This is a genomic window from Clostridia bacterium (genome assembly GCA_026414765.1).
Lineage (GTDB): Bacteria > Bacillota > Clostridia > Acetivibrionales > DSM-27016 > SKW86.
The window spans coordinates 74323-95498 of the sequence record JAOAIJ010000042.1 but is presented as its reverse complement, the minus strand read 5'-3'; the positions used below and the strand labels follow the sequence as shown (position 1 = coordinate 95498).

General features: G+C 36.4%; 20 protein-coding genes. 16 read left to right on the top strand and 4 right to left on the bottom strand.

Features of this window, described 5'->3' with window-relative positions; all coding sequences use genetic code 11:
- Positions 1-57: 57 nt before the first annotated feature.
- Genes N3I35_15760 through N3I35_15745 form a run of 4 tightly spaced genes read right to left on the bottom strand, consistent with a single transcriptional unit; the run spans position 58 to position 3618 of the window.
- Complete coding sequence (locus N3I35_15760; GenBank protein ID MCX8131535.1) at positions 58-1209, bottom strand: hypothetical protein; 1152 nt, start codon at positions 1207-1209, stop codon at positions 58-60.
- A gap of 48 nt (positions 1210-1257) precedes the next feature.
- Complete coding sequence (locus N3I35_15755; GenBank protein MCX8131534.1) at positions 1258-2301, bottom strand: NAD-dependent epimerase/dehydratase family protein; 1044 nt, start codon at positions 2299-2301, stop codon at positions 1258-1260.
- Positions 2302-2328: 27 nt separating this feature from the next.
- Positions 2329-2721 carry a GtrA family protein gene (locus N3I35_15750; protein ID MCX8131533.1) on the bottom strand — a complete coding sequence of 131 codons (393 nt, stop codon included), beginning with the start codon at positions 2719-2721 and terminating at the stop codon, positions 2329-2331.
- An 18-nt stretch (positions 2722-2739) separates the two neighbouring features.
- Positions 2740-3618: a decaprenyl-phosphate phosphoribosyltransferase gene (locus N3I35_15745; protein MCX8131532.1), complete on the bottom strand. Its 879-nt coding sequence runs from the start codon at positions 3616-3618 to the stop codon at positions 2740-2742.
- A 656-nt stretch (positions 3619-4274) separates the two neighbouring features.
- Here N3I35_15745 and N3I35_15740 point away from each other — a divergent pair.
- The 16 genes from N3I35_15740 (at position 4275) to N3I35_15665 (ending at position 21144) form a co-directional block, all read left to right on the top strand.
- Positions 4275-4814 carry a GNAT family N-acetyltransferase gene (locus N3I35_15740; protein ID MCX8131531.1) on the top strand — a complete coding sequence of 180 codons (540 nt, stop codon included), beginning with the start codon at positions 4275-4277 and terminating at the stop codon, positions 4812-4814.
- Positions 4815-4863: 49 nt separating this feature from the next.
- Positions 4864-5556 (top strand): class I SAM-dependent methyltransferase, encoded by a 693-nt coding sequence (locus tag N3I35_15735; protein ID MCX8131530.1) that lies wholly within the window; start codon positions 4864-4866, stop codon positions 5554-5556.
- Between the two features lie 4 nt (positions 5557-5560).
- Positions 5561-6010 (top strand): GNAT family N-acetyltransferase, encoded by a 450-nt coding sequence (locus N3I35_15730; GenBank protein MCX8131529.1) that lies wholly within the window; start codon positions 5561-5563, stop codon positions 6008-6010.
- 467 nt (positions 6011-6477) lie between these two features.
- Positions 6478-7182 carry an ABC transporter ATP-binding protein gene (locus tag N3I35_15725; protein ID MCX8131528.1) on the top strand — a complete coding sequence of 235 codons (705 nt, stop codon included), beginning with the start codon at positions 6478-6480 and terminating at the stop codon, positions 7180-7182.
- Between the two features lie 8 nt (positions 7183-7190).
- Positions 7191-9521 carry an ABC transporter permease gene (locus N3I35_15720; GenBank protein MCX8131527.1) on the top strand — a complete coding sequence of 777 codons (2331 nt, stop codon included), beginning with the start codon at positions 7191-7193 and terminating at the stop codon, positions 9519-9521.
- Positions 9522-9819: 298 nt separating this feature from the next.
- Complete coding sequence (locus tag N3I35_15715; protein ID MCX8131526.1) at positions 9820-10200, top strand: putative zinc-binding protein; 381 nt, start codon at positions 9820-9822, stop codon at positions 10198-10200.
- A 190-nt stretch (positions 10201-10390) separates the two neighbouring features.
- Positions 10391-10975, top strand: coding sequence for a TetR/AcrR family transcriptional regulator (locus N3I35_15710; GenBank protein MCX8131525.1), 585 nt, complete (start codon positions 10391-10393; stop codon positions 10973-10975).
- Between the two features lie 78 nt (positions 10976-11053).
- A complete protein-coding gene (locus N3I35_15705; GenBank protein ID MCX8131524.1) occupies positions 11054-11923 on the top strand; it encodes a hypothetical protein in 870 nt (289 codons plus the stop codon).
- 135 nt (positions 11924-12058) lie between these two features.
- Positions 12059-12961 carry a YafY family transcriptional regulator gene (locus tag N3I35_15700; GenBank protein ID MCX8131523.1) on the top strand — a complete coding sequence of 301 codons (903 nt, stop codon included), beginning with the start codon at positions 12059-12061 and terminating at the stop codon, positions 12959-12961.
- 125 nt (positions 12962-13086) lie between these two features.
- Positions 13087-13710: a GyrI-like domain-containing protein gene (locus tag N3I35_15695; protein MCX8131522.1), complete on the top strand. Its 624-nt coding sequence runs from the start codon at positions 13087-13089 to the stop codon at positions 13708-13710.
- Between the two features lie 23 nt (positions 13711-13733).
- Positions 13734-14774: a BtrH N-terminal domain-containing protein gene (locus tag N3I35_15690; GenBank protein ID MCX8131521.1), complete on the top strand. Its 1041-nt coding sequence runs from the start codon at positions 13734-13736 to the stop codon at positions 14772-14774.
- Positions 14775-14879: 105 nt separating this feature from the next.
- The gene (locus N3I35_15685) at positions 14880-15767 is read left to right on the top strand and encodes a radical SAM protein (GenBank protein ID MCX8131520.1); all 888 of its coding nucleotides are present in this window, start codon (positions 14880-14882) and stop codon (positions 15765-15767) included.
- 67 nt (positions 15768-15834) lie between these two features.
- A complete protein-coding gene (locus tag N3I35_15680) occupies positions 15835-16545 on the top strand; it encodes a DUF4332 domain-containing protein (protein MCX8131519.1) in 711 nt (236 codons plus the stop codon).
- A 62-nt stretch (positions 16546-16607) separates the two neighbouring features.
- Positions 16608-17201 carry a rubrerythrin family protein gene (locus N3I35_15675; protein MCX8131518.1) on the top strand — a complete coding sequence of 198 codons (594 nt, stop codon included), beginning with the start codon at positions 16608-16610 and terminating at the stop codon, positions 17199-17201.
- 407 nt (positions 17202-17608) lie between these two features.
- Positions 17609-18265, top strand: a complete 657-nt coding sequence (locus tag N3I35_15670; GenBank protein ID MCX8131517.1) for a DedA family protein — start codon at positions 17609-17611, stop codon at positions 18263-18265.
- 215 nt (positions 18266-18480) lie between these two features.
- Entirely contained in the window at positions 18481-21144 is a 2664-nt protein-coding gene (locus tag N3I35_15665) for a calcium-translocating P-type ATPase, SERCA-type (protein ID MCX8131516.1), read from the top strand.
- Positions 21145-21176: the final 32 nt, after the last annotated feature.

Below are 21176 nucleotides of genomic sequence, written 5' to 3'. Positions count from 1 at the left end.
AAATAAGATAAAAGTCCTGAAACGTTACTGTTTCAGAACTTTTATTTTATATCAGAGCTATATGAATTCTAAAAGCTCAGTCATAGAACCAAGCATTACATACATTATCATAATAAGCAGGTATATGTAGTAGAATGATTTGCTGAAGCGCTTGCTAAGTTCCTTAATATCGATAACTTTATTGTATATCAGATAAAATATGATTAGGAAGTTAGCAAATATAAAGGAAGATAGCCACCTTCCATAGTCGATCCCAATGGTACAGAGTATAAAGGGACCTGCAGTAGCCAGACACAATAACATAAAAACGAGGCGTTGTGATGTGTACTTTTTAAATACATAACTCCATGCATATTTGAACAAAAGGAAAGTCGGGATTAGAATCATTAAGGCAAATATTAAGCCAAAAACCATATTGTGTCTTACCAGGAATTCCAAAACATAGCTGATATGCTCTTTTGTACTAAAATAGTACTCCATATTAAGCATATCCTTTGCTATAGGAAAATCTGCATGTGCCTGGATTTTTTCTGAAAATACGGATAGCTCCAGATTACCTGCCTTTCCGAATAGCTGCAATACTAAAAAAGAACTTAAGAGTGTAAATGCGGAAACACCAAAGTTGATCAAGATGCTTTTGCTTTTACCATTCCAGAAAAATGAAAATAGTGTTGCTGCCAAAATTATAGGTGCATACATAAACAGAAAAGCTTCATGTATAAGCATTCCAAGAGTCATAAGCACGGGGATAATCCATATATGCCTTTTTATTGATAATACAACCAAACAAATGATAGTTATAAGTATCATAAAAACATCAAACCGTCCAAAATTAGGCTTGTTTGCGTACATACCCACCGTTGCCGGATTGAGAATAAAAAATAGCATGAATTTGTATAGTGTATCATCCCTGTTTACTTTCCTTAAAATAATTATGAGAGGAATCAATAATCCCAATAAAAATATTAAGTATACTACTGTAAAAACAAGATGAAGATTATTTAAAGTTACAACCGGTATAAGTTTGCTTAATATTGTCCCAAGTAATCCTCTTGATACAAAACCATTCTCGTACGACACAACCCAAGGTGTTGCCGTCCATGGGTTAATATTAGCGGCAGAAGGCATATTCCTGTTGAATATAACTAAACTAAGCAATACCAATACTACTTCCTGATAATATGTTGAAAACCAGCGTTTAATGCGCACATCCGATACCTCCTATTTAAATTATGTAAACTTATTGTTCGGGTAGATTTAGAAGAATAGTTTGGCTATTTTTAAGATCCCTTGTTTCCAGGGCACTCTGTGAGAGATTCCTGTCTGATCCCTGAAACTGTCTAAATTTTCAAGGTACCACTTATAGTTTCTTATTAATGCATCCTTGTTTGAATATTTCGGCTTGAAGCCAAGGATTTTTTTAGACTTTTCAATGGATACAAAAGAGTCTTTTGCTGCGGTTTCGTAAACCCACTTATATAATGGTGAAAGATGCAGCAGTTCAAGAAATCTCAGTATCAGAATAGCGGGGGCTGCAGGGAAACATTTGATTTTCTTTCCAAATCCCGCATAGTCAAGGACTGATTGATAGTCTTCCTTCATGGTAGTGAATTTCTCGGCCCCTATATTAAATATATCGTTTACCTTGGACTTATCCAATGTAAGACAGAGATATATTGAGTGACATAAATCTTCTACATCAAGGAATTGATAACGGTTTTTTCCGTTTCCCAGAATAGGAAAGCCTTTTCCGTCTTTGGTCCAATCGTAAAATAGGGCAAAAACGCCCAAACGTTCAGGTCCTATAAAAGATTTCGGCCGGATTATAGGGATACACATACCCTTTTTTCTATATTCCAGGCATATTTCCTCAGCCTTTATCTTTGCTTTTCCATAGGCTCCAACGCCATCCAGCCTGTCATTTTCGCATAGAGGATGATGGTCGGGAATGCCATATACAGCTGTAGAGGAGATATGTACAAATCTGGCTATGTTTCTTTTAGATGACTCTTCTAATAAATTTCTTGTTCCGTCTATATCAGTAGAAAAAATATCACTTTCTTTGTATAAAGGCAAAGCAGCAGCTGTATGTACCACGATATCTACACCTTCCATAGCTTTAGATACTATTTGCTTATCTCTGATGTCACCCTTTATGAAGGTAATCTTTTCCCTTTCAGGATAATCGAAATCAGCCACGTCCAGTACAGTTATTTCTTTGAAATCACAAGTTTCATTAAAGAAATACCTTATTAGGTTTATACCTAGAAAACCTGACCCGCCTGTAATTAATACTTTCACGATTACTTCCTCCTTTGATGCAAATTGTTATTTAAATACAAATCTTTTATCCAAATTGTATTTTATTAAGTAACCAATAGTTAAACCTGTAACAGCACCTATATATTTTGCGGCACTAAAACTCAAGAAGTAGTCAAAAGAGATTTCAAACCCCCAGTATATCAAAGTTGTGAACACTCCAAGAAATGAATATAGGATAAACTTATAAATATCTTGAGATTTTGTTTTCGATCGATAATAAAAAATTAACTTCTTATCTAATACAAACTTGACTATCAAACCAATGAGAGTACCAAAAAAAATCGCAATATAGAGGCTATATTTTTTGTTGTAAATATTTAAAGACAGATATTGGGTTAAGAGGTTTATACACATGGAGAGTAAAGCAAATAATGCATATTTTATCGGTAAGGGCAACAATAGCACACCTCCTAAATTTTACAAAATATACTCTATTATTATTGAAGATCCAGACCAGAGCAGTATATTAACGATAAGTGGAATATCCTTTAAAAGAACTACTTCAGGAGTATCTCCCCAGCCTTTTTTAGATATCAGGTACTGATATCTGAAGATACCATAAAGGACAAAAGGGATTGTACCCATCATGTAAACAGATTCAGATGCAGTAAATGTGTATAATGCGTAGGAAATAATTGTAGACGAACTAACGACTGATAACATTTCGTTAATCATTTCAACGGAGTATTCTCCCAACGTTTTTCTGCATTCTATAGATTTTTCATCAAGCATGAGAAATTCACTTCTTCTTTTGTTTAGTCCCAGGAACAAAGAAATAAGCAAAGTACATATTATTAACCAGGGTGATATTATCACATCTATCATAATAGCTCCTGATACAGCCCGTAAGACAAAGCCAATAGCAATGACCATAACATCAATTATCACTATTTGCTTCAGTTTGAAAGAGTATAAAACATTAAGGATAAAGTATAATAAAATGATTACTGTGAAAGGTATGCTTAACACATAAGAGCAAATGACACAGGAAGTGAATAGTATAATGAGGAAAAAGACTGCCTGCTTTCTGGTTATTAATCCTGCAGGGAGAGGCCGATGCTTCTTCTTAGGATGTTTTCTGTCTTTTTCAATATCCGCAATATCATTTAAAATATATACACAACTGGAAATACAACAAAAAAGCAGAAACGCATAAATAGATTCTATAAACAGTTCGCGGTTGAAGAGGTTTTTTGAAAAAATTAATGCGCAAAATACAAATGTATTCTTAACCCACTGTTTGGGTCTGAGTAATTTTATCAGCCCATAAGCTTTTTGGGGAATATGCAAATCCATAGCTACTTTTCCATAATCCTTTTGTAATTGCAAAGCTTTCACGCTTCCTTTACTGTTCTATTTCTTTGTGATATTTGGAATCACTTAATAGACTTGGTATTAAATTGAGTTCAAGAATCAGCAATAAGGTGTAAAATTTGTAGCATTTATACACAATCATACAAAAATTACTAAATTATGTACATAATAGCATTAAGTGTCTGTAGTGTCAAGTAACCTAGTAGATGAATTTGCTAATTGGATGGCGTTAATGACTATATAGGGAAACGCCTTATGGCAGCTAAAGCTTTTCAAATATATATGGAAACGGATAATACTTCCAAAGCAAATATATACGAAAGAAACCCTGTCAGAAAACGGTTTATAGATACATATTGACAAATTGGAAATGGTATGAAAAAATACTTTAAAAGTGAGTATGCGTAAGAGTTAATTAATTTGAGCTGCATAGAGGTTCAACTTTTGATAGGTTGCCTTACACGTGGAATATACCCGCGGAGTCACAAAAGTGTGATACTGTGGGTTTTATTTTCATTGAAGAGAGGTTGATACCTTTAATCCTATGGTGAGAGAATATTTGAAGGAATACCATTGTAATGATCGAGGATTGAACATTCATTAATATTATGTACAAAGAAATACTTAGGGGGATTCTAATGAAGATTGAAAATGATAAAATTATTTTGAGGGAATGGGCAGATTCAGATGCAGAAAGACTTGCAGAAATTGCTAACAATAAGAAAATTTTTGACAATTTGCGGGATGCTTTCCCACACCCGTATACAATTGACGATGCGAGGGAATTTATTGCCCTTCAGAAAGACAATAATAATGGACTGTCAAAGATTTTTGCTATTGTAGTAGATGGAAGGGTAGCAGGAAGCATAGGAGCATTTCTGAAAGGAGATGTCTATAGGAAAAATGCTGAGATTGGATATTATCTGGCAGAAGAATATTGGGGAAGGGGAATAATGACAAAAGCTGTCAGATTAATCACTGCATTTCTTTTCGAAAACTTCGATATAAACAGAGTATATGCTGAACCGTTTGCAAGAAACACCGGATCAAGGAGAAGCCTTGAAAAGGCAGGATTCAGGCTGGAAGCGGAATTGAAATGTAATGTTGTAAAAAACGGGATTATAGAGGATAGCTGTATTTACGCCATATTGAAAGATGAATTCGTAAATCTTGTATAGATGACAGGTATGAAATTATCTGAAAAATGAAATACAATGGGGGATGAAAATGCTGAACGATAATAAAACTGCACATATGGCCTCAGAGTATGATGAAAAAATAAATGCCACCATACCGTATTATAACTTATTCCATTCGGAAACTATTGATCTTGTTAAAACAATTGATCCTATGCCTGCTATATGGCTTGATACAGGATGTGGAACAGGGACATTTGGTGTTTCTGCTTGTGAAATTTTTAAAAACACAAGGTTTGTTCTTGCAGACCCTTCAAATGAAATGCTGGCTATAGCAAAGGGAAAAATCACAAAAACGGGAGATTTCAGGATAGAGGTGCTGGAAGCTGCTTCTACTCAGGATATCCGCTTGCCTGATAAAAGTTTTGATATTATTACAGCCATACAAGCTCATCATTATATGGACAGGGAAGTAAGGAAAACGGCGACGGAAAACTGTTTTAGGATGCTCAAGAGTGGAGGGACATATATAACCTTTGAAAACATAAGACCTTTTTCTGAGACGGGTTCTAAAGTCGGCTTGGAAAGGTGGAAGAGGTTTCAGTTAAAAGAGGGAAAGAGTTTGGCTGAAGCTGAAAAACACGCTGCCAGATTTGGACAGGAGTATTTTCCGATAACAATTGAAGAGCATCTGAGGCTGCTGAAGGAAGCCGGTTTTTCGACAGTTGAAGTATTCTGGGTTTCATACATGCAAGCAGGATTTTATGCATTAAAGGAGTGCTAATATGATGAATGAAATGATCAGATATATAAAAAAAGATGAGATAGAAGCTTTACTGGAGCTTTACAGGCACTTAAACAAAGATGACCCGGAGCTTGAAATAAACGGAGCACTGACTGCTCTATGGGAAGAAATACTTAATGATCCAAATCAGCACTACCTTGTTTTGGAGGTTGATGGAAAACTGGTTTCATCCTGTGTCCTCGTCATAATAAAAAATATGACACGGAATGCAAGGCCATATGGATTAATTGAGAATGTAGTTACCCATGAAGATCATCGCAATAAAGGGTACGGCACAAGGCTGTTGAAAAAGGCTCTTGAAATTGCACAGGGAAAATGCTGCTATAAAGTGATGCTAATGTCAGGCAGGGGAGAAGAAACCCTTAAGTTTTATGAGAGAGTAGGATTTGAAAGGGGTAAAAAGACCGGATTCATAGTAAGGTATGGACTTTAGACAAAGTTGTATCAGGTTTGTATTTTTGATACATCAAGAAAATTTGTAGTTTCCAGGGAATTGCTTGGTTTAAGGCTTGGCGGGATATGGTAAAGAGTTTTTGTTTGACTGTGCGAAATGTTTAGTTTTTAGAATATTTTATTGACAATCCTGCACAAATCATAATACAATAAAAGCGTTAAGAGGGAGTAGTTTTAATTATAAAGTCAACATACTGGGCGGGTATCCGTTCCTGGCTTTATAACCGTCATACGGCAACGAGACTTTTAACATAATCCAAATTGATTGGGGTTATGTTAATGGTCTTTTTTTATTTTCCTTTCACATATCCCCAAAAATCTAAATAATGAAAGGATGGGCGCATTTTCTTACAATAATTGCAAAAGATGCTTTTGGTGTGGCAGCACTTAACTCATTAACTTTTTTATTATCAAAAATCATTAATCTGAAGAAACGGGGAGTCGCAAATGAGTTTATATGAAATTAATAACCTTGTTAAGTTATATGGTGAGGGTGAAAACAAAGTACGTGCATTGGATGATATTTCTATCAATATCGAAAGCGGCAAATTTATAGTAGTTCTTGGTGCCAGCGGTTCGGGTAAAAGTACTCTTCTGAATATATTGGGAGGAATGGATAGTGCTACAGCAGGTGAGATAATTTTCAACGGGGAAAACATAACAAAGTTGGATCAAAGAAGGTTGACCAGATTCAGAAAAGAGAATATAGGGTTTGTTTTTCAGTCTTATAATCTGCTGCCAAACTTAACTGCTATTGAAAATGTAGAGTTCTCCACAGAAATCGGGAAGCTGCCAAAGGAGGGGGCAGAGAATGCTTTGGCTGTTGTAGGGCTGTCCCAAAGGAAAAATCATTTTCCCGCTGAGCTGTCGGGAGGAGAACAGCAAAGAATATCAATTGCACGGGCTATAGCAAAAAATCCGAAGGTGCTTTTGTGTGACGAACCTACGGGTGCACTTGACTTTAAGACGGGCATCATGATTTTAAATGTACTGTGTAATATCAATAAAAAGCATGGCACATCCATAATACTTATAACCCACAGCCAGGATATAGCAAAAGTCGCTGATGTAGTTATTAAAATGCGAAGCGGCAAAATAATTGATACTGTTTATAACCCATCACCTCTTTCACCAGATGAAGTAGAATGGTAGGTGGTACTATGAAGATAGAAAACAAACTTTTACTGCGTAAAATAAAGAGACAGCTTCCACAGTTGATTTCAGCAGCTTTGATAGTTGCAATAGGTGTCGGATTCTTTGTTACACTAAAAACGGTATTATACCAATACCAGAGGATGTCAGAACAGTATTATACGGACTATTCTCTTGCAGACTATACAGTATATAGCCTGGGCTTTGAACAAAATGACGTTGAGAAGGTCTCAGGGATTGATGGCGTGAAGGTTGCTCAAGGAAGATTTGTGGCAGATTTTAAAAGTGGAGATGCTACGTTGCGTGTTATTTCCACACCTTTAGAAGGAAGTGCAATAAATAAACCTTACATATACAGTGGGAGGCATATAAAAAATGATAATGAAGGTCTTCTGCTCAAAAAATATGCTGATGCGCACGGACTTGGAATCGGCGATAATATAGAACTTAAAATTCAAAAAGAAGTATATAATCTTAAAATAGCTGGACTTATTGCCACTCCCGAATACGTGTACCTTGCCCAGAGTGAAAGTGTACCCATGGCTGACCCAAATGATTTCGGATTACTATACGCCAGCGAAGGTTTTGTCAAAGAAAAGCTGAACAGCCGATATAACCAAATTAATATCATGTTTGACAATGGAACCGAAAACAATGAAGCGGCAGAAAAAATCAAGGAGATTTTAAAACCCAAAAGGATATCATATGATATATTCAAAAGCGGACAAACAAGCTACAAAATGTATAAAGAAGATCAAAAGCAGATAGACAGCTTTACGTATATATTCCCTGTAGTGTTCTTTATCATTGGGGCTATGATGATCTATGTAATGCAAAAAAGAAATATAGCTAAAGAACGCAAGCAAATAGGAATCATCAAGGCTTTAGGACTCTCGGATGCGGGAATATTATACATATATACTAAATACGCTGTACTGGCTGCCTTGTTTGGAAGTATTGGAGGATGTTTGCTGTCAGTATCTCTAGGGGACTATATACTGGATATATTCCGTGAAATGTTTGAGGTACCCGGGCTTACCTTCAAATTGTATCTGAATTTATGGGGCATAGCATTCCTGCTTGCATTATTGGTATGTGTATTGTCCAATTTAATTGGAATAAAGGCAGTATTGAAAATCAACCCGGCTGAAGCTATGCATGCAGAAAGGCCAAAAAGTGGCAAAAAAATCTTCCTTGAGAAAATTAAACCCTTGTGGAACAGTTTTTCATTCAATTCACGGTATGCAATAAAGACATCATTGAGGAATAAAGGCAGGTTTTTTGCAGTGATACTGGGTATGACTGCTGCTGTAGCTTTGGCAGTGTTTGCATTTGGATTCAGGAATTCATTCAGTCATCTTATCAATACCCATTATGAAGAGGTTACTAAATATGATTTATCAGTAAATGTAAAACCTACTTCTTTGGAAACCGATATTGATATTGTCTCGCTGTCTGAAGTAGAGGAATATGCCAAAGCACTTATTCTGCCGATAAAAGTTGAAAAAGGCGGTACAAAATATGACTATCCTCTTCTTGTTACTGAAGAAGGTTTTAACATGCTGGATTTAAAAAATGATAGGAATAAACCGGTAGATTCACAAGATGGGGTTGTGCTTCCTGCATATGTAGCAAGCAAGCTGGGTGTCAATAAGGGTGATAGGGTAAAGATATCATCGCCTGGCGGCAGCTTTAATGATATTGAAGTACGTGTAAGTGATACGTCAATACAGGCATCAGGTTTTTATGTTTACACAAAATATAGTTTTGTAAAGGATAAGTTTAAACTGGACAAAATGATATACAATACTGTATTTATTAGAACAGAAATGGATGCTAAAAGACTTTCCCAAAGCATAAATGATAATAAAAACGTAATAAGCACTACATCTGTAGAGCAGGATAAAAATACTCTGCTAAAGCTGCTTGATACAATCAGCTTTATGATACAAATACTGATTGTGTTTGCAGTAATACTGGGGATTGCAGTATTGTACGCAGTGGGCATAATAAATCTTACTGCAAGAAGTTATGAGTTTATAGTTTTAAAGGTTATGGGATATGGCACAAAGGATATCATGCATGCATACTTAAAAGAGAATTTGTTGCAGATAATCATCTCTCTGCCATTTGGATTTTTGCTGGGCAATCTCATATTATTCGGCATCAAGGATGAGTTTTCAAATGATTCCTTTGCACTGACACCTCATATATATACTCAGAGTTATTTGTTTGCAGCTCTTATATTAATAGTGATTTCTGCGCTTGTCATGCTCCTGAGTATCAGAGTAATAAATCGTCTTGATATAGTTGAGGGACTAAAAGCTAGAGAAGAGTAGATTACCAGGGACTTATATCAGGCATATGGTAATATGTGTTATTAATAACTGAAACCATCTACCTGGCGGAAGCAAAAACAGCAAGTTTCATTAATTATTATAATGGAGCTTGCTGTTCTTTTTATGGAAGGATATTCAACTGATATACAGGATTTAGTTATGAGAAAACTACGTTGCTGAGTAATATTTGGAAATTAAGTTCATTAAGTATTGACATTTCGTGGAAGAAAGTATATAATGTTTTTAGTATATTAGAAATAACTAATATACTAAAAAAGAAAAAGCGAGGTTGAATTATATGTCTAAAGCTTGTATCTGTAAACCTGCTGAAATTATGGTTTTTGCCTGCTCAGGCGGTGGGGCGAATGTAGGACAGATTTCTAATAATGCAGCTCTTGAAATTACTAAAGACGGTAAAGCAAAAATGTATTGCCTTGCAGGGCTTGGGGGACACATTCCGGGTATTATAGAGGCAACAAGGCAGGCTAAGAAGGTTGTAGTAGTCGATGGCTGTCCGGTAGCCTGTGCTAAAAAAATGGTTGAACATGTCGGTATAAATATAGACCATTATATTGTTGTTACAGAGGAAGGGATAGAAAAAACACCAGGCAAGTTTGATATGACAAATGGAGAGATAAATAAGATAAAAGAATTAATAGAGCAAAAGATTAGTGAATAGCCTATAGAATGGAGAAATACCTATATCAAATTTGTGATAAAGCTGTTTTTGTTGACAATTGCTCACTTCTGACCATATAATAAAATTAACAGTGTTAATAAATTTAACACTGTTAATTTTATTATATGGAAATGTACTAACAAGACCGTAATTGTATGCATATAGCTGTTAGAAGATTGGGGGTGAGATTTTGAAAAAGGATGTTAAGAAAAATAGAATTAAGAAATATTTTATAGATGCTGCGAAAGAAATACTAATAAATGAAGGTGTCACAAACATATCTGTCAGGAAGGTAGGAGAAGCCACAGGATACTCATATGCTACTATATATAACTACTTTGAGAGTCTGGATCATTTACTGTGGTATGCAGGGGTAGATTTTATACAGGATATAATTAAGATTTATGAAAGTGACTTTATTAAAGAAAAATATACACCCGAAGATATTAAACAGCTTCTTAGAAAATATATAGCTTACTATTTTCAAAATCCTAATGTTTTTAAGTTTTTCTTTTTTTATCAAACCGAAGAACCTCCAGAAGTTGTGAAGCAAGAGTTTGTAAGGCCCAGTCTCGAAAGAATTCAGATAGGTATTCTAAAAAACTTGGCTCAGCAGGGTATTATTGAACATGAAAAGGTGCATATAATCAGCAGTTTGATTATGAACTCAGTTCATGGAATGCTTCTTATGTATTTTTCGGGAAAGAGAAAGATAACTGAACAGGAAATATACAGCAACGCTGAAGAAGTAGTTCGATTTCTCTTAAGACAATAGATCAGGTTTATTGTGAAATGTGCAGAATAAAAGATATTGATATACCTGAATATTGATTAATAAATAGGAGTTAAGCTTATGAAAAAAAACATAATATTCATTATTAAGAATTTCCTTGTCCTTATTATTACTATCCTTATGTTTGGAGCAGCAAGCAAGCTTATTAACGGTACCGGAAACATGCCTCAATTTTTGATAGATGCATATGAAAGTAGTATGTTTCTAAAGACTGGTACGAAGACATTAGCAATTATTTCTTTGTGTTCAATAATCACTGTGTTCTTATTGTTGAATTTTCATATGATAAAAGAAGGTATACATAATAATCGATTAGTTAAAGGTTTGATATACGGGGGATCCTTCGGCATAGTATGGTTTTTTGGATTTACAGAGTTTATAGTTATCAACCATTCTGAAAATGCTTTGCAACATTTGAGAAGCAGCATAAGGGACTTATTATGTTTATCTCTTTTTGGACTGGTAGCGGGCGCGCTTCTATGTAAAAGTCAAAATAATAGGATGAAAAGAAACTTAAGTTCCTTAGTGTCTATTCCTTTTATTGCCCTATTTTTTGCGGTTTTTCATGGGACACAGTTATATTTTACATTCCGATCGGTTGCAGAACGCCAAACAATAAGCGGGTTACTTGATATTATATGGCTTCTTGCATTTGGTATGTGGATAGGGTTTATGTATTATTTATTCTGTCCTGGAATTAGATTTAAAAACAAGTATCTGAAATCTTTATTTTTTTCATACAGCATTTTTGGAACCAATTGGCTCCTGTTCAATTCATTTTATAATATTTTTCTTGATATACCCCTATGGGATTTATTTATAAGATGTTTTACAGGATGTACGGGGATTTTTATCGGATTAGTGGTATATGAATATGTACTTGGCACAAGAAGACTTATAGTGTCTAAGAATGTCAAAGGTGAAGTATAGATATTTATCTAGAATTAGAGAATTAGCCATTTATCCATAACCCAAATCATAAGAAAAATATACGTCCCCCGGTATATGCCACTTGCATAACCCTATCGTATAAATACGTGATAAAATAGAAGTAGGTGATGTAGGATGCAGATTAACAGACTTCTTGAAATAGTATATATTCTGCTTGATAAAAAGATGGTAACTGCTAGAGAACTGTCTGAACATTTTGAAGTTTCCAAAAGGACTATTTATCGTGACTTAGATGCACTCAGTGCGGCCGGTATACCGGTTTATACAAATAAAGGCAAGGGAGGCGGTATCAGCCTTCTGGATAGTTTTGTGCTCGATAAATCAGTGTTTTCAGACAAGGAACAGATTGATATACTGTCTTCACTTCAGGGTTTGAACGCTTTAAATGTTCCGGATATACAACCGGTACTCCAAAAAATGGCTGCTATGTTCAATAAAGATAATACAAACTGGATTGATGTTGATTTTTCTCATTGGGGTAGTAACTCTGATGAAAGGGAAAAGTTTAACCTGCTCAAAACAGCAATACTGAATAAAAATATTGTAAATTTTGACTATTTTAGCTCTTATGGCGAAAAAACCAAAAGAACTGTTGAACCCTTAAAGCTTATATTTAAAGGACAGGGCTGGTATGTTTACGGTTTTTGCAGAGTGAAAGGTGATTTCAGAATGTTTAAAGTTATACGGATTAAAAACCTTATCTGCTCTATGGAAACATTTGAAAGAGATGCACCTGAGAATATCTGGATCAACCCCCAGGAATACAATAACAGAATGGTCAAGCTTGTACTTAAAATCGAGGCAAGGATGGAGTATAGACTTTTTGATGAATTTGATCAGGGATATATAGTGAGAAATGCAGACGGAAGTTTTACTGTAACGGCAACATTTCCGGAAGATGAGTGGGTTTACGGATATATACTTTCATACGGAAATCATGCAGAGGTCTTAGAGCCTGAGCATATCCGGAAAATAGTAAAAAGTAAAATGGAAGACAGTTTAAAAAAATATTTATAATATGACATGGGTTGTCAACTTATACCTGGTAGAATAATATTAGGCGGCAAACCTTTCAGGACATGTGAATAATCCCCTTTCACAGAGAGGTAGACGTGCCTAAAAAATATTCAGGAGGGTTTATGATGCCTAAAGAAATATATGATTACAAAAAAGAGTGTAAGGATCTATATATACCTAAGAAAACCCCGGTTATAGTTACAATTCCGTCTATAAATTTCATAATGATTGAAGGCAAGGGAGATCCAAATGGAGAGGAATTTGCTTTTGCAACGGGAGCGCTTTACAGTCTGAGTTATGCAGTAAAAATGTCGTACAAAAGTGAAAGTGTTCCGGAAGGATATTACCAATACACCATATTTCCGCTGGAAGGGGAGTGGGATTTGATTGACAAAACCCTACCACCTACGGATAAAAGCAACCTTTCATACAGGATTATGATTCGCCAGCCGGAGTTTCTGACTCCTGAACTTTTTGAATATTTTAAATCGGAAACCAAAAAGAAAAAGCCTAATATATATATCGATAGAGCTGAATATGGTGAAGTATCCGAAGGTTTGTGCTGCCAGATGCTTCATCTTGGAAGCTATGATAATGAGCCGGCAAGTTTTAGAATCATGGAACAATTTTGTAAAAATAATGGATACAGGAGGGTTTCCCACAAGCATCGAGAAATATATCTTTCAAATCCTCTTAAGACTAAACCTGACAAGCTTAAAACAGTACTCCGGTATCAAGTGGAAGTTTAGCAGCGAAGGGAGGAGAGTTGAGGATGCAAAGTATAGTAAAAGGATTTAGCCCTTGTGGCGGCAAGCATTGTGTTACCACAGCATTAAAGCAGGTCTTTGATTTTTATGGGTATAGTTTTTCGGAAGAGATGATTTTTGGCATAGGAGCGGGATTGGGGTTTGTATATATTAATCTTGCAGATGCTCCGATTATTTCTGGAAGAATCAAAAGGTTTGAATTTGAAGAAAAGATAGCGAACAGATTAAACATAAAAATTAAATGTAAAAAAGGGAAACAATATTCACAAGTATTTGAAAAAACAAAACAAATGATTGATATGAATAAGCCGGTATTAATCTACGCAGATATGCCCTTTCTAAAATATCTGAATCTGGAGGAGGACAGCCATTTTGGCGGACATGCCATAGTCATTTTTGGGTATGACGAAGAAAATGAACACTTCGTTATCAGCGACAGGGATAACAGCGATTATCCGATAAGAACTCCTAAAGGAAACATCGCAGAAGATTTCCATCTTGTGGAGTATTCTCAGATGGAGAAAGCGCGAAATAGTAAATTCAAACCTTTTCCGGCTAACAACATGTATCTGGAATTTGACTTTGCAGGTTATAAACCTGTTACACCTGAAATAATTGTAGAAGCCATCCATGAAACAAGCAGCAGTATGCTGAATCCTCCTGCTAAATTATTAGGTGTTAAAGGGATTGATAAATTTTCAGTAGAGGTTTTAAAGTGGAACAGATTTGAAACTAATAAAATTAGGAGAGCCGGCATAGCCAACTATTTCATGATAAGTGCGGATGGTGGAACAGGCGGGGGCATTTTCAGGAAAATGTACGGGAACTTTCTAGTTGAAGCAAGCCGGATACTAAATAGTGAGCATGTTGAAAAACTTGGTGAAAGGTATATATCCGTTTCAGAAAAATGGGATCAAATCGCAGATTTGCTTTGGACCATGTCTGAAACAGAGAACTATGAAATACTGAAGTCAATCTCAGATATTACAAAAGAAATATGCATAAATGAAACAGGTATTTTAAAAGATTTGCTTGCCGTCAGATAATATCTGAAAGAAATAGTTTGCGAATATTTAAAAAGGCCAAGTCATACCTAATAAATATTGTCTGGCAGCAAGTTTATAAATTTCTTGAAGAAAAGGACCTATGATATGAAGTTTATTCCTGCAAAAGCTATTGTTTCAGGCTACACTGAAAACAATTCCTGGTTTGGCAGCAACTATAATATGAATATATACAAAGGCTGCAGCCATGGATGTATTTACTGTGACAGCCGGAGTGAGTGTTACAGGATAGAAAATTTCGATGAGGTAAGGGCAAAAGAAAATGCTCTTGCCTTAATAGAGCGTGGACTTAAATCCAAGCGAAGAACCGGTGTTATAGGAACAGGAGCTATGAGCGATCCTTATAATCCGTCTGAGAAAGAATTCAAACTGACCAGAGGCGCTCTAGAGTTGATAAACCGTTATGGGTTCGGAGTTTCTATTGCAACAAAAAGCGATTTGATTTCCAGAGATAGTGATATTTTAAAGGCAATATCGGAACATTCCCCTGTGCTCGTAAAGATTACAGTTACCACAGCCGACGATACACTATGCAAAAAAATAGAACCGAATGTTTGTGTAGCTTCTCGCAGATTTGCTGCGCTTAAAAAGCTGTCTGAGGAAGGTGTTTTTGCCGGCATATTGTTAATGCCTGTACTTCCGTTTATTGAGGATACGGTGGAAAATATCAGCAGTATTATCAGGCTTGCACATGAAAGCGGGGCAAAATTCATATATCCGGCATTTGGAGTGACTTTGCGGCAAAATCAGAGAGAATGGTATTATAAGGAATTAGACAAGCTCTTTCCAGCAATTAAGGAAAAGTACATAACACACTTTGGAAATGCATATGAATGCCGCTCTCCTAAAGCAAAAGAGCTGTGGAGCTTTTTTAAAAGCCAATGTGAAAAAAATGGTATTTTATATAAAATGGATGATATAATAAAAAAATATAAACACGGATATGGAGCGGCTCAGATTTCATTGTTTGATTGAGACAATAAAAAATTTAGTTATAAAAATTAGGTAGTTTCTACTAAACGAGTAGATGGAGGGAGTTGCCATGGCGTATTCTTTTGATTTTTCTAAAATACCGGTTGATAATTATAGAGAAATACTCAGAAACCAGTATCTGTTACCTGGAAGAAAAATCCTGCATAATAATATTGATGCCAGTTTCAGCGCGATTTGCAATGCTGGTATAGGTAATCTGTGTGAATTAAAAGATGCTTTGTCAACTACGAAAAAAATGATTGAATTTTCTGAAAAGTCTAAATTATCAAAGGATTATCTGACTATATTAAGAAGAGAAATTGGAAGCTTAGAATGCAAAACAGTCTTAATCAAGGACTTTCCTGGAATAGAAGCGGAGATGCTGGATAGAGTGAGTAATGCAGGCTTTATATCATCTAAAGATTATTATGAATTCTATGAGTCTGTTAAAGACATGAAAAAGATTGCTCAGAAGCTGGGAATTTCTCAAGAATTGGCGGAGGAATTATACTCCCTTTGCAATCTGGTCAGAATAAACGGTGTAGGTGCTATAGCTGCAAAAAGCTTTTCTGAAGCCGGATATAAATCAATATCTGATATAGCAAACACTAGTGCAGAGGAAATGCTTGTAAAAGTTTCCGAGGTCAACAATATAAAACGATACTATAAGACTAAGCTTGGGACAAAGGATATGCAGTTTTGCATTGATTTTGCAAAAATAATATGGACTGTAGAAAATAGCGGAAAGATTAATGGAGGAAAAACGCTCATCGAAATATAAAAAATATGATAAAATAGTGTTTGTTAATAAATTTGAAGCTTACTAATTTTAGGAGGTCATATATGAAGAACTTAAAAGGGACGAAAACCGCAGAAAACTTACTAAAAGCCTTTGCCGGAGAATCACAGGCCCGCAACCGGTATACATTTTATGCTTCAGTAGCGGATAAAGAAGGTTATAAGCAGATAAAGAATATATTTATCGAAACTGCCGATAATGAAAAGGAGCATGCGAAAAGGTTTTATAAATTACTGCTTGAAGGCTTGCAGGGAGAGCTTCCTGCTATGATTGAAATCAATGCTGCCTTTCCTGTTGCATATGGTACGACGCTTGATAATTTGAAAGCAGCAGCCGGTGGGGAAAATGAAGAGTGGACAGACCTTTATCCTGCTTTTGCAAAGGTTGCTGAAGAAGAAGGTTTTAGTGAAGTTGCGGCAGCTTTTAAACTCATAGCTGCTGTTGAAAAGCACCATGAAGAAAGGTATAAGAAGCTTGCTGACAATATCACTAATGACTCAGTGTTTAAAAAAGGTGAAAAAACCCTTTGGAAATGCGGTAATTGCGGATACATTCACGAAGGAACAGGAGCACCGGAAAAGTGTCCGGCATGTGTGCATCCCCAGTCATACTTTGAAGTATTGGTAGAAGCTTATTAATAATAAGCTGCGTTACTATAATTAATATAGTAATTACAAATATATTTTGCAGATTACGGATTAGTAGGCATTAGCTCCGTAATATAAAGCTACAAGTACAGGAGCAGTTGTTTCAATCGCTGTATTTTAAGTAGCATACTGACGAATAATTAATTGACATATAAATAAGCTATAGCATATAATGATATTATTAAAGGGGAGTAGCTTACAAGCTATAGAACCAACAACCGGCGTATGCGATTGCCTGGTTTTATACTCCACTGACGGAAAGCAAGACCTTTAATACAGTACAATACGTTTGTACTGTATTAAAGGTCTTTTTTTGTTAATTGACAAACTGCAAAGGCGAAAGTCTTAAAGACTTTGCACCCGAATAAACTAAATTTGGATTGGAAATGGAGATGAATATGGAAATAATTACTGGACTGATTGATTTTATTCTGCACATTGACAAACACCTGGCTGCAATAATACAGACATACGGTATTTGGACATATTTGATTTTGTTTCTCATTATATTTTGTGAGACAGGACTGGTTGTTACCCCGTTTCTTCCGGGAGACTCGCTATTATTTGTAATAGGTGCATTGGGTGCTGCAGGAAGCCTGGATGTGAAGCTTATTACCATACTTTTGATTATTGCAGCAATATTGGGAGATACTGTAAATTATCATGCGGGCAAATTTATTGGACTTAAAGCTTATAAAATTAAAGATAGCAGATTCTTCAAAAAGGAATATCTTGAAAAAACACATGCTTTCTATGAAAGGCATGGCGGAAAAACAATCATTATATCCAGGTTTCTACCGATAATCCGCACCTTTGCGCCATTTGTTGCCGGTATGGGAAGCATGAATTACTGGAAGTTTATAAGCTATAACGTCATAGGCGGAATAATGTGGGTGCTGCTGTTTATAAGCGGAGGATATTTCTTTGGCAATATATCCTTGGTAAAAAACAATTTTACACTGGTAATACTTGCAATTATATTTATATCGCTGCTGCCTGGCATAATAGCTTTCCTGCGCAGCAAGACCGGGAGAAATCCGGTTGGAAACAACTGAATAATATCTGGACAGTCATAAAAGAAGGCATATAGCCAAATAGCAAAACAGAGGGAGTAACGGCCTGCTTCCCAGGCAGGAATAAAGTCGTCATTACGGTGTGATAACCCGGCTTTATTGCATATTTGTTCGTGAGACTCTGCACTCAAACTGAATTCAGTTTGAGTGCAGAGTCTTTTTATATAAATATCTTACATTTAGGAGGGATATAGGTGATGAAAGTATACCGGCAGCTAAATGATATACTCTTTCATACCAAGACAGAGCAGGAGGTTCTGGAATACTTGCATTCCGGTAATGACGGAATTACAGATGAGGAGGCAAATAAACGGATACAGACTTATGGGAAAAATAAGCTTGATGAAGGAAAGAGAAAAACACTTTTTGGTATGTTTCTTGAGCAGTTTAAGAATCTGATGGTTATCATACTTCTTATCGCTGCTGCAATATCGGGTTTTATGAATGAACTGACCGATACAATAATTATACTTGTAGTTGTATTTATTAATGCAGTACTCGGAATAATGCAGGAGAGTAAGGCTGAAAAGGCTTTGTCGGCGCTTAAAAAAATGTCATCTCCTCATGTAAAGGTAAAGAGAAACGGTGTTATAAAGCAGGTGAATACTGAGGATATAGTGCCTGGGGAAATTGTCCTGCTTGAAGCCGGCGATTTTGTTCCTGCAGATATGAGACTTCTGCATTGTGCAAGTCTGAAGATAGAAGAAGCTGCATTGACGGGTGAGTCGGTTCCGGCTGAAAAAACAGTAGTGAAAATGGATAGGGATGATCTTGTTATAGGTGACAGAAGGAATATGGCCTATTCAGGAAGCAGTGTCACATACGGACGAGGAATGGGAATAGTTACTGCGGTTGGAATGAGTACCGAGGTTGGCAAAATTGCCAGTCATTTATCGAACAGCGAGTCACAGGAAACACCTTTGCAGAAAAAACTTGCGGAGATGAGCAAATATCTTACCATAGGAATAATTGCAATATCGGTTATTATCTTTCTTGCAGGAATACTACAGGGAAGAAATTATTTTGAAATGTTCCTTACTGCAGTAAGTCTGGCTGTGGCTGCGATCCCCGAAGGCCTTCCTGCAGTAATTACCATTGTACTCGCCATGGGTGTTCAGAAAATGGCCGGGAGGAATTCCATTGTAAGAAAGCTATCGGCTGTAGAAACACTGGGTAGTACGGAAATAATATGCTCTGACAAGACGGGAACGCTGACACAAAATAAGATGACTGTAAAAGAGGTTTACTTGGACGGATGCCTTCAGCATGCTGATGATTTTAACGAAGAAAAAAAGAGTTTTGGTATATTTACCCACTCAATAGTTCTATGTAATGATTCGAAAACAACAAGAATTGACAAGAATACTGTAAACTTTATAGGGGACCCTACAGAAACAGCATTAGCGTACTTTGCATCATTGAAAGGTATTCAAAAGGATGTCATTGACAGACTTGCACCCAGAATTAATGAAATACCCTTTGATTCTGAGAGAAAGCTTATGTCTACAATTAGTCAGATAAACGGAATCTACAGAGTTATTACAAAAGGAGCGCCTGATGTACTGCTTGATAGATGTGACAGGATTTTCATAAACGGAGAGACAAGGACGCTGACGAGAAAAGAGAGAAACAGTATTCTTGATGGAAACAAGGTTATGGCAGGCAAGGCGTTAAGGGTTCTTGCTGTTGCTATCAGGGATATTCAGGAGCTACCTCAAAACATCACCAGTGAAAGTATAGAAAACGGAATGGTATTTGTAGGACTGGTGGGGATGATTGATCCGCCTAGGCCTGAGGCCAGAGAGGCAGTACGGATTTGTGCCGAAGCAGGAATCCGCCCTGTCATGATTACCGGAGACCACAGGGATACTGCTGCAGCCATTGCCAAAGAACTGGGAATAATCAAAAACGAGGAAGAGGTTATTTCTGGCAGTGAGCTTAATAAGATAAGCGATGATGATTTCGAGACATTAGTCACAAAATACTCTGTATATGCAAGGGTATCGCCTGAACATAAGGTGAGAATCGTTAATGCATGGAAAAAGAGGGGGAAGGTTGTCGCCATGACCGGCGATGGAGTTAATGATGCGCCTGCCCTTAAGTCTGCGGATATTGGGATAGGAATGGGGATTACAGGGACGGATGTTGCAAAGGGTGTGTCCAATATGGTACTTGCAGATGATAATTTTGCCACTATTGTCATTGCTGTAGAGGAAGGCCGCAAGATTTACAGTAATATCCGCAAAGCAATCCAGTTTCTGCTTTCATCCAATCTTGGTGAAATTGTTACGCTTTTTGTTGCAACCATGCTGAACTGGACCATACTTTTCCCGATACACATCCTTTGGGTGAATCTTGTTACAGATACTTTGCCGGCATTAGCCCTTGGAGTGGAAAAGGCCGAAAAGGACGTAATGAAGCAAAAGCCCAGAAAAGCAAAAAACAGCTTCTTTTCGGATGGAGTTGGATTCAGTATTGTTTACCAGGGAATATTCAAGGGTATGCTGACTCTTACCGCGTATTTTGCCGGTATAAGCCTGTATTCGGAAGAAATTGCTATAACAATGGCATTTGCTACACTTGGTCTAATTCAGCTTACTCATTCACTTAATGCCAGATCCAATACAAAATCACTGTTTAGACTTGGTTTGTTTTCTAACATGTACTTGATAGGGGCTATAGCTGTTTCTGCACTGCTGCAGGTTATCGTAATTTTTGTTCCGTTCTTTAATGAGATGTTTAGGGTAAAACAGCTTAATATGGAACAATGGGGTATTGTACTTGCAGCGTCCCTGGCCATAATTCCTATAGTTGAGGCAGCAAAAGCAATTCATAACTGGAAAGTAAAGAAAAGTGAATAGTCATTATTTTACTGAATAAAATCCTTGGAATT

Excerpts from the sequence above, each read along its gene's own strand:
- N3I35_15745 (MCX8131532.1), bottom strand. The coding sequence starts at position 3,618 with ATGGATTTGCATATTCCCCAAAAAGCTTATGGGCTGATAAAATTACTC.
- N3I35_15740 (MCX8131531.1), top strand. The coding sequence starts at position 4,275 with ATGAAGATTGAAAATGATAAAATTATTTTGAGGGAATGGGCAGATTCA.
- N3I35_15735 (MCX8131530.1), top strand. The coding sequence starts at position 4,864 with ATGCTGAACGATAATAAAACTGCACATATGGCCTCAGAGTATGATGAA.
- N3I35_15730 (MCX8131529.1), top strand. The coding sequence starts at position 5,561 with ATGAATGAAATGATCAGATATATAAAAAAAGATGAGATAGAAGCTTTA.
- N3I35_15725 (MCX8131528.1), top strand. The coding sequence starts at position 6,478 with ATGAGTTTATATGAAATTAATAACCTTGTTAAGTTATATGGTGAGGGT.
- N3I35_15720 (MCX8131527.1), top strand. The coding sequence starts at position 7,191 with ATGAAGATAGAAAACAAACTTTTACTGCGTAAAATAAAGAGACAGCTT.
- N3I35_15715 (MCX8131526.1), top strand. The coding sequence starts at position 9,820 with ATGTCTAAAGCTTGTATCTGTAAACCTGCTGAAATTATGGTTTTTGCC.
- N3I35_15705 (MCX8131524.1), top strand. The coding sequence starts at position 11,054 with ATGAAAAAAAACATAATATTCATTATTAAGAATTTCCTTGTCCTTATT.
- N3I35_15700 (MCX8131523.1), top strand. The coding sequence starts at position 12,059 with ATGCAGATTAACAGACTTCTTGAAATAGTATATATTCTGCTTGATAAA.
- N3I35_15695 (MCX8131522.1), top strand. The coding sequence starts at position 13,087 with ATGCCTAAAGAAATATATGATTACAAAAAAGAGTGTAAGGATCTATAT.
- N3I35_15690 (MCX8131521.1), top strand. The coding sequence starts at position 13,734 with ATGCAAAGTATAGTAAAAGGATTTAGCCCTTGTGGCGGCAAGCATTGT.
- N3I35_15685 (MCX8131520.1), top strand. The coding sequence starts at position 14,880 with ATGAAGTTTATTCCTGCAAAAGCTATTGTTTCAGGCTACACTGAAAAC.
- N3I35_15680 (MCX8131519.1), top strand. The coding sequence starts at position 15,835 with ATGGCGTATTCTTTTGATTTTTCTAAAATACCGGTTGATAATTATAGA.
- N3I35_15675 (MCX8131518.1), top strand. The coding sequence starts at position 16,608 with ATGAAGAACTTAAAAGGGACGAAAACCGCAGAAAACTTACTAAAAGCC.
- N3I35_15670 (MCX8131517.1), top strand. The coding sequence starts at position 17,609 with ATGGAAATAATTACTGGACTGATTGATTTTATTCTGCACATTGACAAA.
- N3I35_15665 (MCX8131516.1), top strand. The coding sequence starts at position 18,481 with ATGAAAGTATACCGGCAGCTAAATGATATACTCTTTCATACCAAGACA.